Origin of the sequence: Muribaculum sp. NM65_B17 (assembly GCF_004793735.1) — a bacterium.
GTDB classification, from domain to species: domain Bacteria; phylum Bacteroidota; class Bacteroidia; order Bacteroidales; family Muribaculaceae; genus Muribaculum; species Muribaculum gordoncarteri.
On sequence record NZ_SRYY01000003.1, the window covers coordinates 296340 to 317620 of the forward strand.

Below are 21281 nucleotides of genomic sequence, written 5' to 3' on the forward strand. Positions count from 1 at the left end.
ACTATGGACGATTCGACAGTTAACTATCAGAAAAGCAATATAAGCGACAATAACTTCGAGCAGTGTATAAAGTGTACCATCTGCACGGTCTATTGTCCCGTAACGCCGGTCAATCCCGATTTCCCGGGTCCGAAGCAGGCCGGCCCCGACGGTGAGCGCTACAGGCTTAAGAAGCCCTTCTTCTATGACGAGGCACTTAAATACTGTCTTAATTGCAAGCGATGTGAGGTAGTGTGCCCTTCCAACGTGAAGATTGGCGACATAATCCAGTCGGCACGCATCAAGTACAGCAAGAAATCGCCCGGATTGCGTGACCGCATGCTCGCCAACACCGACTTCATGGGCAACATGGCCACCTTGGTCGCTCCCGTAGTCAACGCCACGCTGGGATTGAAACCGGTGAAAAAGATAATGGATGCCACTCTCGGCATCGACGCCCACCGCACATTTCCCTCCTATGCTTCCGAGAAGTTCACGACATGGTTCAAGAAGGAGGCACGGCTCAACCAAAGCCGCTATCCCCGCCAGGTGGCCTATTTCCACGGATGTTACGTAAACTACAACTATCCGCAGCTTGGCAAGGACCTTGTCACGGTGATGAATGCGGTAGGCTACGGCATCAAGCTGCTGGAGGACGAAAAGTGCTGCGGCGTTGCAAAGATTTCCAACCGATTGATCGACGAGGCCAAGCGTGACGGCAAGATAAATCTCGAGCAGATACGCCGTGCCGTGCTTGAGGAAAATCTCACCGTAATAGGCACAAGCTCCACTTGCACGTTCACGATTCGTGACGAGTATCCCCACCTGCTCGACCTTGACAATGCCGATGTGCGCGACGAGGTGATGCTTGCAACCCGATTCCTCTACAATCTCATCGACTCAGGCAAGGCTAAGCTCGTGTTCCGCGACGATTATAAAAAGAGGGTAGCCTACCATACGCCATGTCACATGGAGAAACTCGGATGGACCATATACTCGACTTCGTTGCTGAAGATGATTCCGGGACTTGATTACGTGGCTCTTGAATCGAACTGCTGCGGAATCGCCGGAACCTACGGATTCAAGAAGGAGAACTACAACTATTCGCAGGGCATAGGCCGACCGCTGTTCAACCAGATTCTCGGAGAGCATGTCGACCTCGTGGCCACCGATTGCGAAACTTGCAAATGGCAGATAGAGATGTCGACAGGAGTGCCCGTAGCCAATCCCATTTCCATAATCGCCGATGCCCTTGACATAGAGGCCACCCGACGCGCCAACTCAGTAAACGGACAATAACAACAAACCAATTAAAACTATAGATTATGTGGAAATTTTTAGCTCCACCGGCTTATAAGGCTGAAATGCCGGCGGAAAAGGTCGATTCTAACTATAAGAAACTGCGATGGCAGGTGTTCTTGGGCATATTCATCGGTTATGCGGGTTTCTACATCGTGCGAAAGAACTTTTCCATGGCCATACCGGAGCTTGCGCCGTTCGGCTTTGAAACCGGAGAACTTAGTATCGTATTGTCGATGAACGCAATCGCCTATGCTTTGTCTAAATTCTTGATGGGCAGCGTTTCCGACCGAAGTAACGCACGTGTATTCCTGCCACTCGGACTTGTGCTGGCCGCTATTTCAATGGCGTTCATGATTGTGCCTGTGACTGCTATCGGTCCCGAACACAAGATGTGGGCCATTGCGCTTATGGCAGTGTTGAACTTCCTTGTAGGATGGTTCAACGGAATGGGATGGCCTCCCTGCGGACGCGTCATGACCCATTGGTTCTCAATCAAGGAGCGCGGCACAAAGATGTCGATATGGAACTGCGCACACAACGTTGGCGGCGCACTCGTGGGCCCCATGGCCGTGTATGGAGCTATATGGTTCGGTTCATGGTTCTACGGCAGCCAGACCCAGTATTACTTCCTTATAGGTACCTATGCTTTCCCGGCAGCCGTGGCTATATTCATAGCGATACTTGCCTACATCCTCATTCGCGATACCCCTCAGTCGTGCGGACTGCCCTCGATCGAAAAGTATCGCAACGACTATCCCAAGAACTACAGCGAGAAGCACGAGCAGGTGCTCACCGCCAAGGAGATATTCTTTAAGTATGTCTTTAACAACAAGATGCTCTGGTTTATCGCCATTGCCAACGCATTCGTCTACATGGTGCGTTACGGATGCCTCGACTGGGCTCCGGCTTTCCTTAAGGATTCACAGGGCTACGACATAAAGGATGCGGGCTGGGCCTACTTCGCCTATGAGTTTGCGGCTATTCCCGGCACGCTCGTGTGCGGTTGGTTGAGCGACAAGGTGTTCAAGGGCCGTCGAGCCATTACTACTATCATATTCATGGCTCTCGTGGCTGTGTTCATCCTGCTTTACTGGCGTTTCTCCTACAATTACACTATCGTGACCCTGTCGTTGATCGGTATCGGATTCTTTATCTACGGCCCGGTTATGCTTATCGGTGTCCAGGCTCTTGACCTTGCGCCAAAAAATGCAGCCGGAACCGCTGCCGGACTTACGGGATTCTTCGGATATTTCTTCGGAACAGCTATTCTTGCAAATATAGTTATCGGTTATGTGGCCGGCAGCGTGGGTTGGGACTGGACTTTTGTCCTCCTCTTGGCGGCTTGTGCGCTCTCCATCCTGTTTATCTCGTTTACCGCTAAGGAAGAACGTTATCTCTTGCAAAATAAAAATCAATAAACTATCTAAATAATAAATTTCACGTTTATGAGCAAATGTTTTATTAAAGTCGGTTTAGTTTCCGCTTTGACAGTTTTGGCCTTCACTTCATGCCAGGAGGAACAGGACTTTACAAATGAAAATGTCGATGCCACACGCGTACAAGTCAACACCATTTCCGAGGAGATGGCAAAGGTGCGTGACTACGTGCCCATGTATGCAGTGATGGCTCACCGAGGGTCAACATTCTGGGGACCCGAGGAAACCGAAGCTGCATGGCGATGGGCTCGCGAAATGGGTGCCGACTACCTTGAATCGGACCTCCAGTGTACGAAGGACGGCGTTATTCTTGCCAACCATGATGAAAACCTGTGTCGCACGACCAACATCGAGAATGTCTACGGTGAGTATGTGCCGCAGACCCGCAAGCAGTTCTACATGGACCACGGCTGTACTGCCGCCGAGGCCGAGGAGCTTTATAAAAAGGATGTGGCAAGTTTCCGACCCTACTATGCCATGTCGTATATGTATGACGAGCTACTCGCCCTTGATGCCGGAACATGGTTCAACCAGTCGAGCCTTGAACAGGCGCGCCCCAACTTTGAACCTGCTTCGCCTTCCAATCCCATGGGACAGCATCAGTATGTGTCGGCACTTTCCGACCAGATTGCATTTGCCGAGGGTAAAATCCTGAAGAGAAACTCGCAGGGCGAGCGCATATACAGCATCACCGGCAAGTGGGATGCCAACAATCCCTACGACTGCCTCACCTATAATCTTGAATACGAGCCCGATCCCCAGGATACAGGCAACCGTCCCGGTGTCTACATCGAGTTCAAGGAGTCATGGCTGAATCCCAAGGACTTTGAACATCGTGTTTATCAGGAGCTTGACCGTCTTGGATGGAACATAATCACCAAGCCTTGTGACGGTGTGCCCAACTATAAGGACGGTAAGGTCAACGTGGGCAACTCCAACGGTAAGGTAGTGCTGCAGACATTCTCGCTTGAATCGCTGCGCCGCACGGCCGATGAGTTCCAGGGCAAGATTCCTATGTGCTTCCTGTTGTGGGAAGGAAAGGGTGCTACCGACCTCAAGTTCAACACTCCTCAGGGCTATGCCGACTTCATCAATATGGCTCTCGAATACAAGGCCCACATCATTGGCCCGTCGATTGCCGGCGCTCCCAACAACTATGGCGAGCTTGACGCACCCTGGCAGGCCTACCTTATCGCCCGCTCGGGAATGCTCAACCACCCTTATTCATTTGACTCCTACGCCCAGATGGGCAAGTACATGGGACAGTACAACTTCGGTAATCCCACCCAGTTTGACGATTTGCTCGGCGTTACAGTCAACGGCAAGCTGTGGACTGTGTACCTTGACGGTCTTTTCACCAACCGCTCGGAGCTGACACTGCGTTATCTCATCGAAAACGGCTTCCGCTGCAATCCGCAGTTCGGCAACGAATACGCTCCCGCTTATGTCCCTGATCCTCTGAAAACTCTTGAACGACTTGGCTACTAAAGTTAAACATACTTCACTAACACGTATATCAAAATGAAAAAACAAATATTTCTCTCGTTGATAGCAGCATGTTCACTCTCGGTAGCTGCACAGGATTTTGACACCAATCCCACAATAAAGGTTGATAACAAGGACGAGGACCTACACTTCACGGTGGGTGCGCGCATGATGATGGATGCGGCGTGGTATCACACCGATTACACTCCCATGAAGTCGGGTGCAAAGCTTACCGATGCCCGAATACGTACCTCGATGACATTCCAGGACTGGTACTTCTATGCCGACTTTGACTTCTCGGGCGGAAAGTTCACCCAAAAGAATATATTCCTTCAGTATTCATTGGCTCCCGACAAATATGACGGCATAAGCTCGTTCAAGGCCGGTTATTTCAACGACCCGCTCGGATTGTCGCGCAACACTTCGATGGGAAGTTATCACTTCATCTCGCGTGCGGCGCCTGCCGTGGCTCTGTGCCCCGGCCGTGAGCTCGGACTCGCCTACCGTTACTATAATAATCCGTTCTACTCTAATATCGGTGTGTTTGCCGAGAATCCCTATAACAATCAGATCTCGGGATTCCAGGGCGTAGCAGTGGGCGGACGCTGGTTGTATCGACCCATAAATGACGGTACTACGGCTTTCCACATCGGTGCGGCTTTCCATTACGGTCACCTTAATTCGGGTGAAACCGTCGATAATGTAAAGAAGACTGTGCTGATACTCGGTACTCCGATGGAAACAGCGGTTGATCCCACCGAGTTTGTTCAGGCCATACTCCCTTACGCCAACAATGTCTACAACATCAACGCCGAGTTGATGTATGTAAGCCCGAAGTTCTTTGCACGCGGTGAGTACATGTGGAAGCATGTCACCAAGAAGCGCGACGACCAGACTCTCTTTGAGGCCAATCTCGGCTCTATCGACTCATGGGGAACCCTTGAGTCATGGCAGGCCGGAAATCCGCTCGGAAGCAACAGTTTCAACGGTGCCTATGTCGAGGCAGGATACAAGATTTTCGGCCCTGACTACAAGTACAACAGTGCCGAGGGATTGCTCGGAGGCCTTAACGGACGCTCGCTTGAAATCGTGGCCCGTTACAGCTACACGGGATTGAACGACCTCGTTGACGGTGAATATTATTCGGCCGGACGCGACCAGTACTATCCCAACGGTGTAATTGCCGACTATCCCGCGACATCGCTTAGTGTGGGCGGCGGTAACCTGCATTCGGTAACTATCGGAGCCAACTATTCGTTCAATAAGTTTGTCCAGGTGATGCTTGAGTACAATTACAATCATCTTGACCGTGACAAGTATATGAGCGATTCCAATTTCAATTGCATCCAGGGGCGACTCATGTTCTCTTTCTAAAAAAGCAAGCGACACACAATAAAAATAAAATCTTTCAATTAGTCTGTTGGCGGCCGTGTCATGTGACACGGCCGTTTTTTACGCATTTTAACTCCGAAATAGGTTGTATGGCTGTGGCTTTTGTGCCATTTATAGGATGTGCGGTCGACCTGATAAGGTGTAAAAGTGTTATATTTGCATATCCCAAAATTCAGTGACATGGAACTACGACGACAGCAGGTCACACGTTATGTGACACCATTGCGCGAAGGAGGTTCGCTTCCGGCTCTTGCCGAGGCCGACGACGGATTCAAGTATGTGGTGAAATTCAGGGGTGCCGGTCACGGCACCAAGGCGTTGATTGCCGAACTGATAGGCGGCGAGGTGGCGCGTGCGCTGCGGCTTAAGGTGCCCGAACTCGTGATGCTCGACCTCGACGAGGACTTCGGCCGCACCGAGGGCGATGAGGAAATTCAGGATCTGCTTCAGGCGAGTCGCGGGCTGAATGTGGGGCTTCATTTCCTGTCGGGAGCGTTGACGCTCAACCCGGTCGTGAATCAGGTCGACGAGCGCCTTGCTTCGCGTATCGTGTGGCTCGACGCGTTCCTGACCAATGTCGACCGCACGGTGCGCAACACCAACATGCTGATGTGGAATCGTGAGGTGTGGCTTATCGATCACGGCGCATCGCTCTACTTCCACCACTCGTGGCGCGACTGGGAGAAGGCCATGTTGTCGCCGTTTCCCTACATAAAGGAGCATGCGTTGCTGCGAAAAGCGTCACATCTTGAGGAAGCCGACCGGGAGTGTCGCGAGCTACTTACACCCGACAAGCTTGCCGAGATAGTTGATCTTGTGCCCGACGAGTGGCTGCAATGGGACGGCATGGAGCTTACTCCCGATGAGATAAGGGATGTCTACAAGACTTTCCTCACCGAGCGATTGAAAAATTCTCACATATTCTTAAAACAGGCGATAGATGCACGACAAGCACTTGTATGAATACGCGGTAATACGCTATGTGCCTCGCGTGGAGCGTGAGGAGTTTATCAATGTGGGGCTTATAATGATGTGCAAGCGCCGGCGATGGCTGCGCGTGGAGCTGTGGATCGACGAGCGCAAGATGGCCGTGCACGACTGTGAGCTGACTCGCGACGAATTGGCGCAACAACTCAGCGCGTTTACCCTCATAGGGGAGGGACAGCGCGAAGGCGGCAGCATAGCGTCGCTGGAGGCTGAAGAGCGTTTCAGGTGGCTGACGGCGGTGAAGAGCGCGTGTGTGCAGACATCGCGTCCGCATCCGGGCATCACCGACAATCTTGATGCCACGTTTGCGCGGCTTATGGAGGAGCTTGTGAAGTGACGCTCCTTAGCCCCCAATGTTAACGAATATCGGGAAACAAGATATTACTCGATATATAGCTTGGGAAGAGAAGCTGAGTCGACCTCTTCCTTCACCCAGAATGTAGCCTTGTCGATGGGCTTCTTCTTGACCTTGCTGTTGTGGGAGGTGAATGTGTTGTCGTCCTCAGTGGGGGTGACGGCATCGGATGTCGACATGGCCATTTCCTGCGACGAGCCTCCCTTGCGTGAGGCTACGGTGCCTTTGACGGTGCGTGTGGGGGTGGGAATCTTGCCGAGATCCTGCATCACATGAGGCTGGTCGGGATTTTTCAGGTCGACGATTATAGGCACATACTCGCTCTCGCCGAGAAACTGGCCGTTGCGGCCCGGATTGCAGTAGAGCGACACCTTGGCGTAGATGCGATATTTGCGGCCGGGCTTCAGGTGCAGCTCGTCGATGGGTATCAGAATCGATTGGTCGGGCACGTTGTACTCATCCTTCTTGGCCTTGAACATGCTTTGGGCCGCCACGTAGTTGAGCGACGGCGACAGGCGGTAGTTGTCGTTGGCGTCACGCAGGGCCCAGCCTCCAGGGCTGCTGTAGAATATTGCCTGACACTCGATGTCCTTTCCCCTTACTCCTGCGAGATCGAAGTCGACATGGATTGCCATGCACTGGATGCTGTCGTTATCGACTTCGGGGAGTATCCACACTTTTTTTATCGTAGATGCTGTTTCGGCCGAGCACATTAGCGCGGCGCATGTCATTATTATGGCTGAAATGAGTATTCGCATTTTGATTTTCACTGTATTGTTTTTGTAACGGGAGTGCAAAGGTAAGCATAAATTTCGTGTCGTGAAAACGCGTTTGCCGCTTTTAACGCCACTTTGGCTTATTTAAACATGCGTCATGTCACGTTGGCCTCGGGGCTGTATTAGATTTGGGTTACGGGGTGTTATATTATGTCATTTATGATACAAAATTTCATAAAGATAGGGGGATTGTTTTGGCGGTTAACCGATTAATCATTAAATTTGTAAGCTGAAACGGAAAGACGCTTCGTTGCATCATTCCGTTGACACGATTAAGTAATTTAATATTCATATTTTCCATAAAATAGATTACAAGATTATGAGTAAAGAAAAGAAATTCTTGACCTGTGATGGTAATCAGGCTGCCGCTCACGTGAGCTACATGTTCTCGGAAGTTGCTGCCATTTATCCTATCACTCCTTCGTCGACAATGGCTGAGTATGTTGATGAATGGGCTGCCGCAGGACGTAAAAACATCTTCGGTGAAACCGTTTTGGTGCAGGAAATGCAATCGGAAGGTGGAGCCGCCGGTGCTGTTCACGGTTCTCTTCAGGCCGGTGCCTTGACAACAACTTACACTGCTTCGCAGGGCTTGTTGTTGATGATTCCCAATATGTATAAGATTGCCGGCGAGTTGCTGCCTTGCGTATTCCACGTGTCGGCTCGTACATTGGCTTCTCACGCTCTTAGCATCTTCGGCGACCATCAGGATGTGATGTCGGTTCGTCAGACCGGTTTCGCAATGCTTGCCGAGGGTTCGGTACAGGAAGTGATGGACCTCGCAGGTGTGGCTCATCTTTCGACCATAAAGTCACGCGTGCCCTTCGTCAACTTCTTTGACGGATTCCGCACATCTCACGAAATCCAGAAGATCGAGATGATCGAAACCGACGATCTCGCTCCGCTTCTCGACCGTGAGGCTCTTGCCGACTTCCGCTCACGCGCCCTCAACCCCGAAAATCCCGTAGCACGCGGTATGGCTGAAAACGGCGACGTATTCTTCCAGCATCGCGAAGCCTGCAACAAGTACTATGATGCAGTGCCCGCAATCGTGGAGGATTACATGAACAAGATTTCGGAAATCACCGGACGCAAGTATGGCTTGTTCAACTACTACGGAGCACCCGACGCCGAGCGCGTAATCATTGCCATGGGTTCGGTTACACAGGCCGCTCAGGAAGCTATCGACTACCTTGTAGAGCAGGGTGAGAAGGTGGGTCTTGTTTCAGTTCACTTGTATCGCCCCTTCTCGGCAAAGCACTTCCTTGCCGCTGTGCCCAAGACTGCAAAGCGCATCGCCGTGCTTGACCGCACCAAGGAGCCCGGAGCCAATGGCGAGCCTCTTTACCTCGATGTAGTTGACTGCTACTACGGAGTTGAAAACGCCCCCATGATTGTAGGCGGCCGTTACGGTCTTGCTTCAAAGGACACCACTCCCGCTCAGATACTTTCGGTTTACGAAAACCTCGCTCTTCCCGAACCCAAAAACAACTTCACTCTCGGTATCGTAGACGATGTTACCTACATGTCGCTCCCGATGAAGGCTGAGGTTGCTCTCGGCGACAAGAGCACCTATGAGGCTAAGTTCTTCGGTCTTGGTGCCGACGGTACTGTAGGTGCCAACAAGAACTCTGTTAAGATTATCGGTGACAACACCAATAAATATTGCCAGGCTTACTTCGCCTACGACTCCAAGAAGTCGGGCGGTTTCACCTGCTCTCACCTGCGTTTCGGCGACAAGCCCATCCGCTCGACCTATCTGGTGACCACTCCTAACTTCGTGGCATGTCACGTACAGGCTTACCTGCACATGTATGATGTGACTCGCGGTCTTCGCGACGGCGGTACATTCCTTCTCAACACCATCTGGGAAGGCGAGGAGCTTGCAAAGAATCTTCCCAACAAGGTTAAGCGTTACTTTGCCGAGCACAACATCACCGTTTACTACATCAATGCAACCCGCATTGCTCAGGAAATCGGTCTTGGCAACCGCACCAACACCATCCTTCAGTCGGCATTCTTCCGCATCACCGAGGTTATCCCCGTTGACCTTGCAGTAGAGCAGATGAAGAAGTTCATCGTAAAGAGCTACGGCAAGAAGGGCCAGGATGTTGTCGACAAGAACTATGCAGCTGTTGACCGCGGTGGCGAATACAAGAAGCTTGATGTTGATCCCGCATGGGCATCACTTCCCGATGATGCAGTGGTTGCCAACAACGACCCCGAATTCATCAACAAGGTGGTTCGCCCCATCAACGCTCAGGACGGCGACCTTCTGCCCGTATCGGCATTCATCAACGATGCCGACGGTACTTGGGCTCAGGGTACTGCCAAGTATGAGAAGCGCGGTGTTGCCGCATTCGTTCCCGAATGGGACAAGGACAACTGTATACAGTGTAACAAGTGTGCCTACGTTTGTCCTCACGCTTCTATCCGTCCGTTCGTCATCACTCCCGAGGAACTCGCAGCAGCTCCTTTCGGCGAAGATGCTACAATACCTGCAATCGGCAAGACATTCACCGGAATGCGCTTCATGCAGGCTGTCGATGTTCTCGACTGTCTTGGTTGCGGCAACTGCGTCGATGTATGTCCCGGCAAGAAGGGCGTGAAGGCTCTCGCTATGAAGCCTCTCGAAACTCAGCTTGATATCCAGAAGAACTGGGATTACTGTGTTGACAACGTTAAGTCAAAGGCTTCGCTCGTTGATGTAAAGGCCAATGTCAAGAACTCGCAGTTTGCAACTCCGCTCTTTGAATTCTCGGGCGCTTGCTCGGGTTGCGGTGAAACTCCCTATGTTAAGCTTATAACCCAGCTCTTCGGCGACCGTGAAATCGTTGCCAACGCTACCGGTTGTAGCTCAATATACTCGGGTTCTGTTCCCTCGACTCCCTACACCAAGGATGAGAACGGCCGCGGTCCCGCATGGGCTAACTCGCTCTTCGAGGACTTCTGCGAATTCGGTCTTGGTATGAACATCGCCAACGAGAAGATGCGTGAGCGTCTTGATGCAGCTATGCGCGGCGTTCTTGACTGCCCCGTATGCAGCGAAGAGATCAAGGCTCTCGCCACCAACTGGCTCGATGAGAAGAACGACGCTGCCAAGAGCCGCGAAATCGCCGACAAGCTCGTTCCGTTGATGGAAGCTTGCGGTTGCGACGCTTGCAAGAAGGTTCTTGAACTCAAGCACTTCCTCGTAAAGCGCAGCCAGTGGATAATCGGTGGTGACGGTGCTTCCTACGATATAGGTTTCGGTGGTCTTGACCACGTTATCGCATCGGGCAAGGATGTCAACATCCTCGTTCTCGACACCGAGGTTTACTCAAATACCGGTGGTCAAGCTTCAAAGGCTACTCCTATCGGTGCAATCGCCAAGTTTGCCGCAGCCGGTAAGCGTATCCGCAAGAAAGACCTTGGTCTTATCGCAACAACCTACGGTTACGTATATGTGGCTCAGATCGCTATGGGTGCCGACCAGGCTCAGACCCTCAAGGCCATCCGCGAGGCTGAGGCTTACGACGGACCGTCGCTTATCATCGCCTACGCTCCCTGTATCAACCACGGTATCAAGGCCGGTATGGGTAAGGCACAGCAGGAAGAGGCTAACGCAGTAGCTTGCGGTTACTGGCAGTTGTGGCGTTACAATCCCGCAGCCGAGCTTGAGGGCAAGAATCCGTTCACTCTCGACAGCAAGGAACCCAACTGGGATGCATTTGAGGACTTCCTCAAGGGTGAAGTGCGCTACGCTTCAGTAATGAAGCAGTATCCTGCTGAGGCTCAGGAACTCTTCCAGGCAGCCAAGGCTAATGCCAAGTGGCGTTACAACAACTACCGTCGCCTTGCTCAGCAGCAGTGGGGTGTTGATCCGGAAGTTGAAACACTTGAAAACAACTAATAAGCCGCTCCTTAAAAGAGTGACCCAATAGACAAAGGCGGTCGGTTCTTCATAGAATCGACCGCCTGTTTTTTTGCACAAAAAAGTGCGCTTCGCGACATTATGGGGTGAAATCCACCTCCGTCCTTTCCCTATAGACAATCTCAATAAAAAGACGCGCAAAATACTGAATTATAAATAAATTCGCTAATTTTGCGTTATTAACCAACACTGTATCCGCAATGGCAAAAATCACCGTACAGAATACCGAAGTCAATGTTATAAATGTAAATGGCGAAGACTATATCTGCCTTACGGATATGTTGCATGCTAAAGACGGAGATTTTTTTATAACTGATTGGTTGCGCAACCGCAATACACTTGAATTCATCGGCATTTGGGAGAAAGTGTATAATCCAAATTTTAATTATGGCGAATTCGCCATAATTAGAAATCAGTCCGGCCTAAATAGCTTCAAAATAAGCGTCAAAGAATTTGTAGCAAGAACAAATGCAATAAGCCTTCAAGCCAAAGCCGGTAGATATGGCGGCACGTACGCACACCGGGATATAGCCTTTGAATTTGCGATGTGGATAAGTCCTGAGTTCAAAATCTACATAGTCAAGGAGTTTCAACGGCTTAAGACCGAAGAACAAAAAGCATTGGGTTGGTCGGTAAAACGCGAATTATCCAAAATCAATTACCACATACACACCGATGCGATAAAACAAAATCTCATTCCCGAGGAGGTTACTCAGGCACAGGCAAGCATTATCTATGCCAACGAAGCCGATGTACTCAATGTTGCGATGTTCGGTATGACGGCAAAGCAATGGCGCGAGGCTCATCCTGACAGGAAAGGCAACATACGCGACTACGCTACAATCAACGAGCTTATCTGTCTATCTAATATGGAAAACCTCAATGCTATTTTCATCGAGCAGGGCATGACTCAAAGCGAGCGTCTTGTAAAGCTGAACCAAATAGCCATTCATCAAATGAGCGTATTGGAAAGCCGAAACAATGACGGAAAGCTATTGAAATAAACATAATCCGTAACAAGATTATCATACATCCTACACCATCAAATCCCCGCGTTAGCGCAAATCCTCACCCGGTATATGCCGTCATTATGCGCTTCGCGACATTGTGGGGTGAAATGCGGGGCTTCGGTGTACTATATTTGCTGAAAAAAGTAATTATGGAAAACGCAACAACCAAAACATCGAGCCGCAAGGGCAAGAATCTGAAGTTTGATCAGGAATGGAAAGATGCAGTCGACCGCCTGCCTAAACACTATCGCGACGAAATATGCGCCGCAATCGAAGCCTATCAGCGCGACCTGACGATAATCGAGGTGACACCCGGAGTGCCCCGCGCCATATTCATGCTCATCATGCCCACAATCCGTCGCCGCTACCGCGCCCGTGAACTGCGACGCCTTGCCCGCGCCCGCAAAACCGCCACCAAATCCGCACCTTCACGCCCCACAGAACCCACGCAGCCGACAACTGCTCAACCGACACCCACGCAGCCACAGCCTGTCATTCAACAACAAAAATCCGGCCGAAGCAAGCTTGACAAGCTGCTCCGCCGCAAACGTAGGGACGCGATACATCGCGTCCGCAAATAGTTAATGCCCATAAATGTTGAACGGGGTTGAATTGCCCATGTTGCCCGTGAATTACCCGTTGTTGATGTGGACGCGATGTATCGCGTCCCTACAATACGTGGGTGCATAAAATAAGCAAGGAGCCAAGCGTGTTGCTTAGCTCCTTGGGATAGTGTTGTCTTACCAGGATTCGAACCTAGACAGGCAGAACCAAAAACTGCAGTGCTACCATTACACCATAAGACAATCCTTATTGCTCAAGCCGTTAGGCCTAAAGCGTTGCAAAGGTAAGGAGATTTTTCGACCTATGCAATATTTTGCTGCTAAATTTGGTTATTTGACAATCAATAGGAAGTAATCTTGAACGGGTTTATGCTTTGTCGTTGAGCGCGGGCTTTGTCGTTGAGCGCGGGCTTTGTCGTTGAAAGGAATCCGCGAAGCCTGATGCTTAAAGGTCAAGGGTGAAATAGCCTGACAGATGAAGCATTGACAAGAAGTAAACCATGCCTTCGTAGTAACGGTATTTTCCGGTAGGAGGTTCGGTATCCCACAGCCGTTGTATGAATTCTGCTGCGAGAGCGCGTTCGTCCGGATCATCCGATTTTGCAAGAGCGATCGCGCCTACGGCATTTGAGCCATCCATGCTCCAAACGGTTTGCTGCCGTCAACGGGGAAATGACCATGGGTAAATCCGTCATTTTTGAAAAATGCGAGCATGCGTTTCATCACATCGCTTTGCCGTGACTTGTCTTTACCGGTAAGATAGTAATCCATGCCTATGTTCATAGCACATCTAATGGCGTCATACATGTAGACTGATGTGTCATATCCTGCATGCGGCCACCTATACGGCGAGCCGTCGTAGTTGCTGTAATCGGGATGTAGGCCGGTGACCGGATGTGCGCTTTCGATGAGATGGTTGCGAGCTGCGTTGGCCGCTTCTTTCCAGAACTCGCGGTCGGTAGCTGCTGTCACTGCCCAATAATCAAGAAATGCGGGAAGTTGGTATGACGGGTCGGTAAATCTGTGTCCGACATTGTCGGGAACAAAGGTGATAAGGTTGTGGTCACGGTCGAAGAGGTCGTATACACCTGTTGTTTTCCCGTCTTTTGTCATTATTTTTCTCAGTATATCGTTTGCTTCGTCTATGTAACGCGGCTCATTCCACCGTTTGCCGGCGAGAAACAGTGAGGTGACATAATATAATTCGCCGTCGGAGGCATTGCTTGTGCCGATTTTAGTGCCGTCGGGGGCGCATTGCCAACAAAAATATCCGCTCCAGGGCGAATCGTCGCTGTAAGCCATGTGATCCTTGCTCCACTTCCACAACTTGTCAAATTCGTTGCGCTTGTCAAGCTGCACGCTTATCATCATGCCGTAAGACATGCCTTCGGTGCGCACATCGTTGTTGCCCGTATCCATTATATATGCCTTGTCGTTGTCGGTAAGGTAGTATATGCTGCGCTGTCCGTCAGCTTCATATTTTGTTATGTCGCCGGGTGTGAAGAAGTGGCTCCATATTTTTTCTATTTTCTCTTTTGTTTCGTCTTCCGTCTTACCCAGAACTGTGGCAAACATGTTTTCGGCACTTGCAACAGTGGCCGTTAATGCTGTAAATGCTAAAATTATACTTCTAAGCTTATTCATGATTATATGTGATGATGTTATAATCGATTTAGGGTTAATCGTTATTTCGGTTTTTCCGCGTGGGTTATGAAAAGAGCGTCTTTGAACACATTCATGCGCTCAAAGACGCTCTTATTTTCTCTCTATTCGGCATTTCAAATATTGCCAAAAAATGTTTGGAACCCTATTTGAAAAGAATAGCTGATGTCAGCTATTGGCTGAATTTGATTTATTTGGCAATCAAAAGGAAGTAGTTCTTCTTGCCCTTCTGGACGAGTATATACTTATCGTTGAGGAGCAAGCTTTGAGTTGCAGGCTCGTTGATTTCGGTCACTTTCTCCTTGTTGATGGAGAAGCCGCCCTGCTGTGCGAGCTTGCGAAACTCGCCTTTGCTGGGGAACACGGCAGCCTTTTCGGTGAGCAGGTCAACGATTTTGACCGAGCCGTCGAGGTCGGCCTTTGCAATCTCAAATGTGGGCACGCCTTCAAATACGGCAAGGAGTGTGTCCTCGTCGATGCGGCGCAGGATGTCGCCGGCCTTGTTGCTGAAGAGAATCTGCGATGCCTCGACAGCAGCTTCATAGTCGGCAGCCGAGTGTACCATAGTGGTGACCTCCTTGGCGAGGCGTTTCTGCAACGGACGCTGTCCGGGATCCTTGGCCTGTTCGGCAACAAGCTCGTCGATCTCTTCGCGGGTAAGCTCGGTGAAGATCTTGATATATTTCTCGGCATCGGCATCCGATACGTTCAGCCAGAATTGGTAGAACTTGTAGGGAGAAGTGTATCGGGGATCGAGCCATACGTTGCCGCTCTCGGTTTTTCCGAATTTTCCACCATCGGCTTTTGTGATAAGCGGGCATGTCAGCGCGAAAGTCTCACCGCCGTTGGTGCGGCGAATAAGCTCGGTACCGGTTGTGATGTTGCCCCACTGGTCAGAGCCGCCCATTTGCAGCTTGCAGCCCTTGGTTTCGTATAGGTGGAGGAAGTCGTATCCCTGAAGGAGCTGATAGGTGAACTCGGTGAATGAAAGTCCGTCACGAGCCTCACCGTTGAGGCGTTTCTGCACCGAATCCTTCGCCATCATGTAGTTGACGGTGATGTGCTTGCCCACGATGCGGGCAAAGTCGAGAAACGAGAAGTCCTTCATCCAGTCGTAGTTGTTGACGAGCTCGGCCTTGTTGGGAGCGTCTGACTCGAAGTCAAGGAACTTTGCGAGTTGCTTCTTTATGCATTCCTGATTGTGACGCAGGGTGGCTTCGTCGAGCAGGTTACGCTCGGCCGACTTGCCCGAAGGGTCGCCTATCATGCCGGTAGCGCCGCCCACGAGTGCCAGCGGCTTGTGGCCGCAACGCTGAAGGTGACGGAGCATCATCACTCCGCACAAGTGTCCTATGTGAAGTGAGTCGGCAGTGGGGTCGATACCCACGTAAGCGGTGACCTGCTCTTTTTCAAGCAGTTCTTCGGTGCCGGGAATCATGGTGTGTACCATCCCGCGCCATTTAAGTTCGTCGATAAAATTCATCGAATGATAAAAATATAGTTTGTATCTAAATGTATCAAGTGTATTTTGAGTTGCAAAATTAATCATTTATCATGACATTGCGCAATGTAATTGGCGTAAAAAGCTTAAATTTGTGCAATTATGATTTTGAATTGTAATGGCGGCGATTGCCGTCAGGTATAAAAGGCATTGAAATGAATGACTTGATAAAGCTTGAAAGCGATAAGTTGCGTTATATGGGGCTGTCGGTTGACAATCCCTGCCATGTCACCGTAAAATCGGGGGTGACTGCGGTGATAGGCGCCAACGGCTCGGGCAAGTCGACGCTCGGGCGAATACTTGAGAAAGGATGGAACATTGCCACCAATATTGTGCGTCCGTGTCGTCCCGATCTTAAGGTGAAGTTCATCGAGTTTGGCGATATACACTCATTGAGCGGTTTCCATGTAGAGTACTACCAGCAGCGTCATGAGGCGACGATGAACGATGAGGTTCCCACAGTGAGGGAGCTTATGGGACAACGCATCGACATGCCGCAATGGGACGTCTATTGCCGCCGGATGCGTCTTGAGGGAATCGAGGACAAAAAGGTTAACTTCCTGTCGAGCGGCGAGCTGCGCAAGCTTCTTGTGGTCAATGTGCTGCTTGAGTCGCCCGACCTGCTTATAATGGACAATCCCTACATAGGTCTTGATGCTGCGTCGCGCGACTTGCTCGACGAGGCTATAGCCGACATGTCGTCGCGCGGCATCTCGGTGATGCTGCTGTTGTGCAATCCCGGCGAGATACCTACAGTGGTCGACACGGTGATACCGATGATCGACATGCGCATAGGCGAGCCGATAACGCGTGAGGGCGATGTGCAGCTTGTGCGCAACCGCGTCATGTCGCTTATGGATTATGCTGTCGACCTTGAGCGCATCCCCAAGTCGACTCGCGTGACAAAGCCTTACGAAGTGGCTCTTGAACTTCGCGGCTGCAATGTTAAATATGGCCGACGCATGATTCTTGAGAACGTGTCGTGGACTGTGCGCCGCGGCGAGTGCTGGGCCCTTGCCGGACCCAACGGTGCCGGAAAGTCGGTGTTGCTCAGCCTGGTATATGCCGACAATCCGCAGGCCTATTCCAACGACATCACAATCTTTGACCGCAAGCGGGGAAGCGGCGAGAGCATCTGGGACATAAAGAGCCGCATCGGCTATGTGTCGCCCGAGATGCACCTCTATTTTCGTCACCATGGCACTGTGGCCGATGTCGTCGCTCAGGGCCTTGGAAACACGCTGGGAAGCTTCGGCCGCACCAACGCCTCCAACTATGAAGCCGCTATGCGCTGGCTTGAGCTGTTTCATCTTGAGTCATTCGCCGACAGGCGCTACTCTACATTGTCGACAGGCGAGCAGCGGATGGTGCTGATTGCACGCACGCTCATCAAGCACCCCGACCTGCTGATTCTCGACGAACCCCTGCATGGACTCGATGCCGCACGCAAGCGCAGTGTGAGGGCGGTTGTCAATGCGCTTGTGCATCGCGACTCGCCCACATTGATATATGTGACCCACTTCCTGCCCGAGGTGCCTGAGTGTGTTTCGTTCACCAAGACCCTTGAAAGGTTAAAAAATGTATAAAAGCGGGTGGGGCGAGAGATCGAATCGTTGTCAAACTGTTACTTTTTTTGTAACTTTGACAAATTGGATACCTATAAATATATGAAATCACTCCATTTTGCTATATTCATTCTTGCAATGTTTATCGCAGGCTGTAAAAGCGGCAAGAAACAATCGACAGTTGAAGTCATCGAGGCTCCGGCGACTATCGACATCGTGAATTTTAATGCCGACAGCGCGTATAAATATGTCAAGACCCAGGTCGATTTCGGGCCGAGGGTTCCCGGCTCGACGGGACACGCGGCTTGTGCCGACTACCTGATAAACAGCCTGTCGCGCTATGGCGCCGACACTGTCATCGTGCAGCGGGCTGCCTTGAAGAATTATCTCGACGGCGACATGCCCATTATAAACATAATGGGCCGATACGGAGTCGACAAGCCCGAGAGAGTGCTGCTCGTGGCGCATTGGGACACACGCCCCTGGGCCGACAGCGACCCCAATATCGAAAACAGGGCGAGGGCCGTGCCCGGAGCAAATGACGGAGCCAGCGGAGTGGGCGTGCTGCTTGAGTTAGCGCGTCAGATGAGCGCCAAGCGTCCTGATGTGGGAGTCGACATCCTCTTTGTCGACGGTGAGGACTCAGGCCGCTCCGACGGATGGGGCGCGTCGGAGGAAACGTGGTGCATCGGAACCCAGTACTGGATTAAGAATATGCCTTACACGCAAAGCACGCTTCCCCGCTACGGAATATTGCTCGACATGGTGGGCGGCATCGATGCCACATTCCCGCGTGAATATGTGTCGGACTACTATGCCCGCGCGGTCAACGACAAGGTATGGAGCATGGCCTCGGCCTCGGGTTATGGCAAGGTGTTCAGTAACGATCAGCGCGGCGGTCTTATCGACGACCACACGTTTATCAACCGTGCCGGCATCCCCTGCATCGACATCATCGAGTGTGGCCATCCCGAAACTGGTACATTCTCGCCTGTGTGGCACACCGTCAACGATGACATGGAGCACATCGGAAAGAGCACGCTAAAGGCGGTGGGACAGACTGTGGCCAATGTAATATATCACGAAAAAGCCGAATAACAACAAAACTGCACATACAATGACTATAAATCAGCTACAAGACGAAATAATTGAAGAGTTTGCCGACATCGATGACTGGATGGACCGTTATGCCTATATAATCGACATAGGCAATGCGTTGCCTCCCATCGACGAGGCCTATCGCACACCGGAGCATCTTATCGAGGGTTGCCAGAGCCGTGCATGGCTACATGCCGAGTTGACCCCCGAGGGAAAAATCGAGTACACTGCCGACAGTGACGCTATAATCGTGAAGGGAATCATAAGCATGCTTGTAAAGGTGCTGTCGGGTCACACTCCGCGTGAGATAGTTGACAGCGACCTCTACTTCATCGACCGCATAGGCCTATCGGAGAACCTGTCGCCGACGCGAAGCAACGGACTCGCCGCCCTCGTGAAGCAGATGCGGCTCTATGCCGTGGCATTCCTTGCCAAGCAGCAGGCTGAAGGCGCGGCCCAATGAAGCCCCCACAGTCACATGTAAAGAAATATTCCAATCATTATAAATAATTAAAAGTCAACTTATGTTTAAGAATCAACCTGCGGGCTTGTACGTGCTGTCGCTTGCCAATATGGGCGAACGTTTCGGCTACTACACCATGCTCGCGATCTTCCTGCTGTTCCTGCAGGCGAAATTCGGCTTTGATGCCGCAGTTTCAGGTCAAATCTATGCCATTTTCCTTGCTTTGGTCTACTTCATGCCTCTGATTGGAGGTTGGGTTGCCGACAAGTGGAGTTTCTCAAAGTGTGTCGTCACCGGTATCTGCATCATGTTTGTGGGCTATCTTATAATGGCCATCCCAACAGAAATACGCAGCACATCGTCGCTTGTAGTGCTATGTGCCGCTCTTGCGCTGATTGCCGTCGGCACGGGATTGTTCAAAGGCAATCTCCAGGTTATGGTGGGCGACCTCTACAACGATCCCCGTTATTCGTCGCAGCGCGACTCGGCGTTCTCGATTTTCTACATGGCAATCAACATCGGCTCGATGTATGCACCCATGACCGCCACAGCCATGTGTAACATGGCCATGAAGGGTCAGGGTCTTGTCTATAATCAGAAGCTTCCCGCACTGTGTAACGCATATCTTGACGGACATGAAAATGCCGCCGATCTCGTGGCTACGATCAATGAGAGCGGAATGCAGGTGGGCACATCACTCGGCGATTTCTGTATGAAATATATCGACACGTTGTCGACCGGCTACGGCTACGGATTCGGTGTGGCATGTGTTTCGCTCATTGTCAGCTTCCTTGTCTACATCATCGGCCGTCGCGCTTATGCACAGGTAATCACCGACAAGAAGTCGGCATCGGCCGCATCGGCTGTCAACAACGGTCCCGAACTCACTCCCTCGCAGACCAAGAGCCGCATCATCGCTCTTCTTCTCGTGTTTGCTGTTGTCATTTTCTTCTGGATGGTATTCCATCAGAACGGTGCCACTCTCACTGAATTTGCCAAAAGCTGTACTTCGCCCGAAGCTACAGGATGGACCCGAATCGGATTCAACGTGTGGGCTCTTACCGCTATATTCATCGGCGTTTATGCACTTTTCAACCTGTTCCAGACCCGCAGCAACTCAGGCCGCGCAATATCGGCTCTAATCCTTGCTGCCGTGGCAGGTGCTCTTGTTTACATCTACAATATAACTCCCGAAGTGGTTGAGGGCATCCAGCCTCAGCAGTATCAGCAGTTCAACCCGTTCTATGTGGTTGCGCTCACTCCGGTGTCGCTCGCGTTGTTCGGATGGCTCGCTTCGCGCAAGAAGGAGCCTTCGGCACCCCGCAAGATCGGCTACGGTATGGTAATGGCCGGTATCGCTTACGGTGTCATGGTTATTGGTTCGCTCGGTCTTGCCGGAACTCAGGGAGCCGTATCGCCCAACTGGCTGATTTCGACCTATCTGTTGCTCACGTTTGCCGAGCTGCTGTTGTCGCCTATGGGTATCTCCTTCGTGTCAAAGGTGGCTCCTCCCAAGTACAAGGGTGCCATGATGGGCGGATGGTTTGCAGCTACGGCCATCGGTAACTACCTCGTGTCGATACCCATGTTGCTTTGGGGCAAGATTTCGCTTGCATGGCTTTGGGGAATCCTCATCATCATCTGCGGCATCTCGGCTACATTTATCTTCGCTATAATGAAGAAGCTCGAGGCCGCTACATCCGATGCTCCCGCGCTTGACCCCGTTGACAATGTTGAGGATGACGCTATATGATGTAACCCGTCGACTTGACTAATAAAAACGGCAAGGCAACC

General features: G+C 51.3%; 17 protein-coding genes. 13 read left to right on the forward strand and 4 right to left on the reverse strand.

The window, feature by feature from the left end:
• The first annotated feature begins 3 nt into the window (after positions 1-3).
• The 6 genes from glpC (at position 4) to E5354_RS05840 (ending at position 6918) form a co-directional block, all read left to right on the forward strand.
• Complete coding sequence (gene glpC / locus E5354_RS05815; RefSeq protein WP_123395639.1) at positions 4-1278, forward strand: anaerobic glycerol-3-phosphate dehydrogenase subunit GlpC; 1275 nt, start codon at positions 4-6, stop codon at positions 1276-1278.
• Positions 1279-1304: 26 nt separating this feature from the next.
• Positions 1305-2699 carry a phosphoglycerate transporter protein PgtP gene (gene pgtP / locus E5354_RS05820; protein ID WP_123395640.1) on the forward strand — a complete coding sequence of 465 codons (1395 nt, stop codon included), beginning with the start codon at positions 1305-1307 and terminating at the stop codon, positions 2697-2699.
• 27 nt (positions 2700-2726) lie between these two features.
• Positions 2727-4205, forward strand: a complete 1479-nt coding sequence (locus tag E5354_RS05825; protein ID WP_123395641.1) for a glycerophosphodiester phosphodiesterase family protein — start codon at positions 2727-2729, stop codon at positions 4203-4205.
• A gap of 33 nt (positions 4206-4238) precedes the next feature.
• Entirely contained in the window at positions 4239-5576 is a 1338-nt protein-coding gene (locus E5354_RS05830) for a porin (RefSeq protein WP_123395642.1), read from the forward strand.
• 198 nt (positions 5577-5774) lie between these two features.
• Complete coding sequence (locus E5354_RS05835; protein WP_123395643.1) at positions 5775-6557, forward strand: HipA family kinase; 783 nt, start codon at positions 5775-5777, stop codon at positions 6555-6557.
• Positions 6535-6918: a DUF3037 domain-containing protein gene (locus tag E5354_RS05840; RefSeq protein ID WP_123395644.1), complete on the forward strand. Its 384-nt coding sequence runs from the start codon at positions 6535-6537 to the stop codon at positions 6916-6918. The genes E5354_RS05835 and E5354_RS05840 overlap by 23 nt, the downstream gene beginning before the upstream one ends.
• Positions 6919-6962: 44 nt before the next feature.
• On the opposite strand, the gene E5354_RS05845 is transcribed toward E5354_RS05840, so the two are convergent.
• Complete coding sequence (locus E5354_RS05845) at positions 6963-7694, reverse strand: hypothetical protein (protein ID WP_123395645.1); 732 nt, start codon at positions 7692-7694, stop codon at positions 6963-6965.
• 400 nt (positions 7695-8094) lie between these two features.
• Between E5354_RS05845 and nifJ the strand changes: the two genes are divergently transcribed.
• The 3 genes from nifJ (at position 8095) to E5354_RS05860 (ending at position 13216) form a co-directional block, all read left to right on the forward strand.
• The gene (nifJ, locus tag E5354_RS05850) at positions 8095-11604 is read left to right on the forward strand and encodes a pyruvate:ferredoxin (flavodoxin) oxidoreductase (protein WP_370463596.1); all 3510 of its coding nucleotides are present in this window, start codon (positions 8095-8097) and stop codon (positions 11602-11604) included.
• 221 nt (positions 11605-11825) lie between these two features.
• On the forward strand, positions 11826-12629 hold the full coding sequence (locus tag E5354_RS05855) for a KilA-N domain-containing protein (RefSeq protein ID WP_135946766.1): 804 nt from the start codon (positions 11826-11828) through the stop codon (positions 12627-12629).
• A gap of 155 nt (positions 12630-12784) precedes the next feature.
• On the forward strand, positions 12785-13216 hold the full coding sequence (locus tag E5354_RS05860; protein WP_123395647.1) for a hypothetical protein: 432 nt from the start codon (positions 12785-12787) through the stop codon (positions 13214-13216).
• A gap of 427 nt (positions 13217-13643) precedes the next feature.
• Here the strand turns inward: E5354_RS05860 and E5354_RS05870 are convergent, their stop codons facing one another.
• From E5354_RS05870 to tyrS, 3 genes are all read right to left on the reverse strand, one after another.
• Complete coding sequence (locus E5354_RS05870) at positions 13644-13838, reverse strand: hypothetical protein (protein ID WP_135946767.1); 195 nt, start codon at positions 13836-13838, stop codon at positions 13644-13646.
• A complete protein-coding gene (locus tag E5354_RS05875; RefSeq protein ID WP_135946768.1) occupies positions 13817-14842 on the reverse strand; it encodes a glycosyl hydrolase family 8 in 1026 nt (341 codons plus the stop codon). The genes E5354_RS05870 and E5354_RS05875 overlap by 22 nt, the downstream gene beginning before the upstream one ends.
• A gap of 208 nt (positions 14843-15050) precedes the next feature.
• Positions 15051-16343, reverse strand: a complete 1293-nt coding sequence (gene tyrS, locus E5354_RS05880; RefSeq protein WP_135946769.1) for a tyrosine--tRNA ligase — start codon at positions 16341-16343, stop codon at positions 15051-15053.
• 173 nt (positions 16344-16516) lie between these two features.
• Here tyrS and E5354_RS05885 point away from each other — a divergent pair, with 173 nt between their 5' ends.
• From E5354_RS05885 to E5354_RS05900, 4 genes are all read left to right on the forward strand, one after another.
• Positions 16517-17947, forward strand: a complete 1431-nt coding sequence (locus E5354_RS05885) for an ATP-binding cassette domain-containing protein (protein ID WP_135946770.1) — start codon at positions 16517-16519, stop codon at positions 17945-17947.
• An 81-nt stretch (positions 17948-18028) separates the two neighbouring features.
• Positions 18029-19024, forward strand: a complete 996-nt coding sequence (locus tag E5354_RS05890) for a M28 family peptidase (protein WP_135946771.1) — start codon at positions 18029-18031, stop codon at positions 19022-19024.
• A 19-nt stretch (positions 19025-19043) separates the two neighbouring features.
• Positions 19044-19487, forward strand: a complete 444-nt coding sequence (locus E5354_RS05895; protein WP_135946772.1) for a SufE family protein — start codon at positions 19044-19046, stop codon at positions 19485-19487.
• A 61-nt stretch (positions 19488-19548) separates the two neighbouring features.
• A complete protein-coding gene (locus tag E5354_RS05900; protein ID WP_135946773.1) occupies positions 19549-21240 on the forward strand; it encodes a peptide MFS transporter in 1692 nt (563 codons plus the stop codon).
• Positions 21241-21281 lie beyond the last annotated feature (41 nt).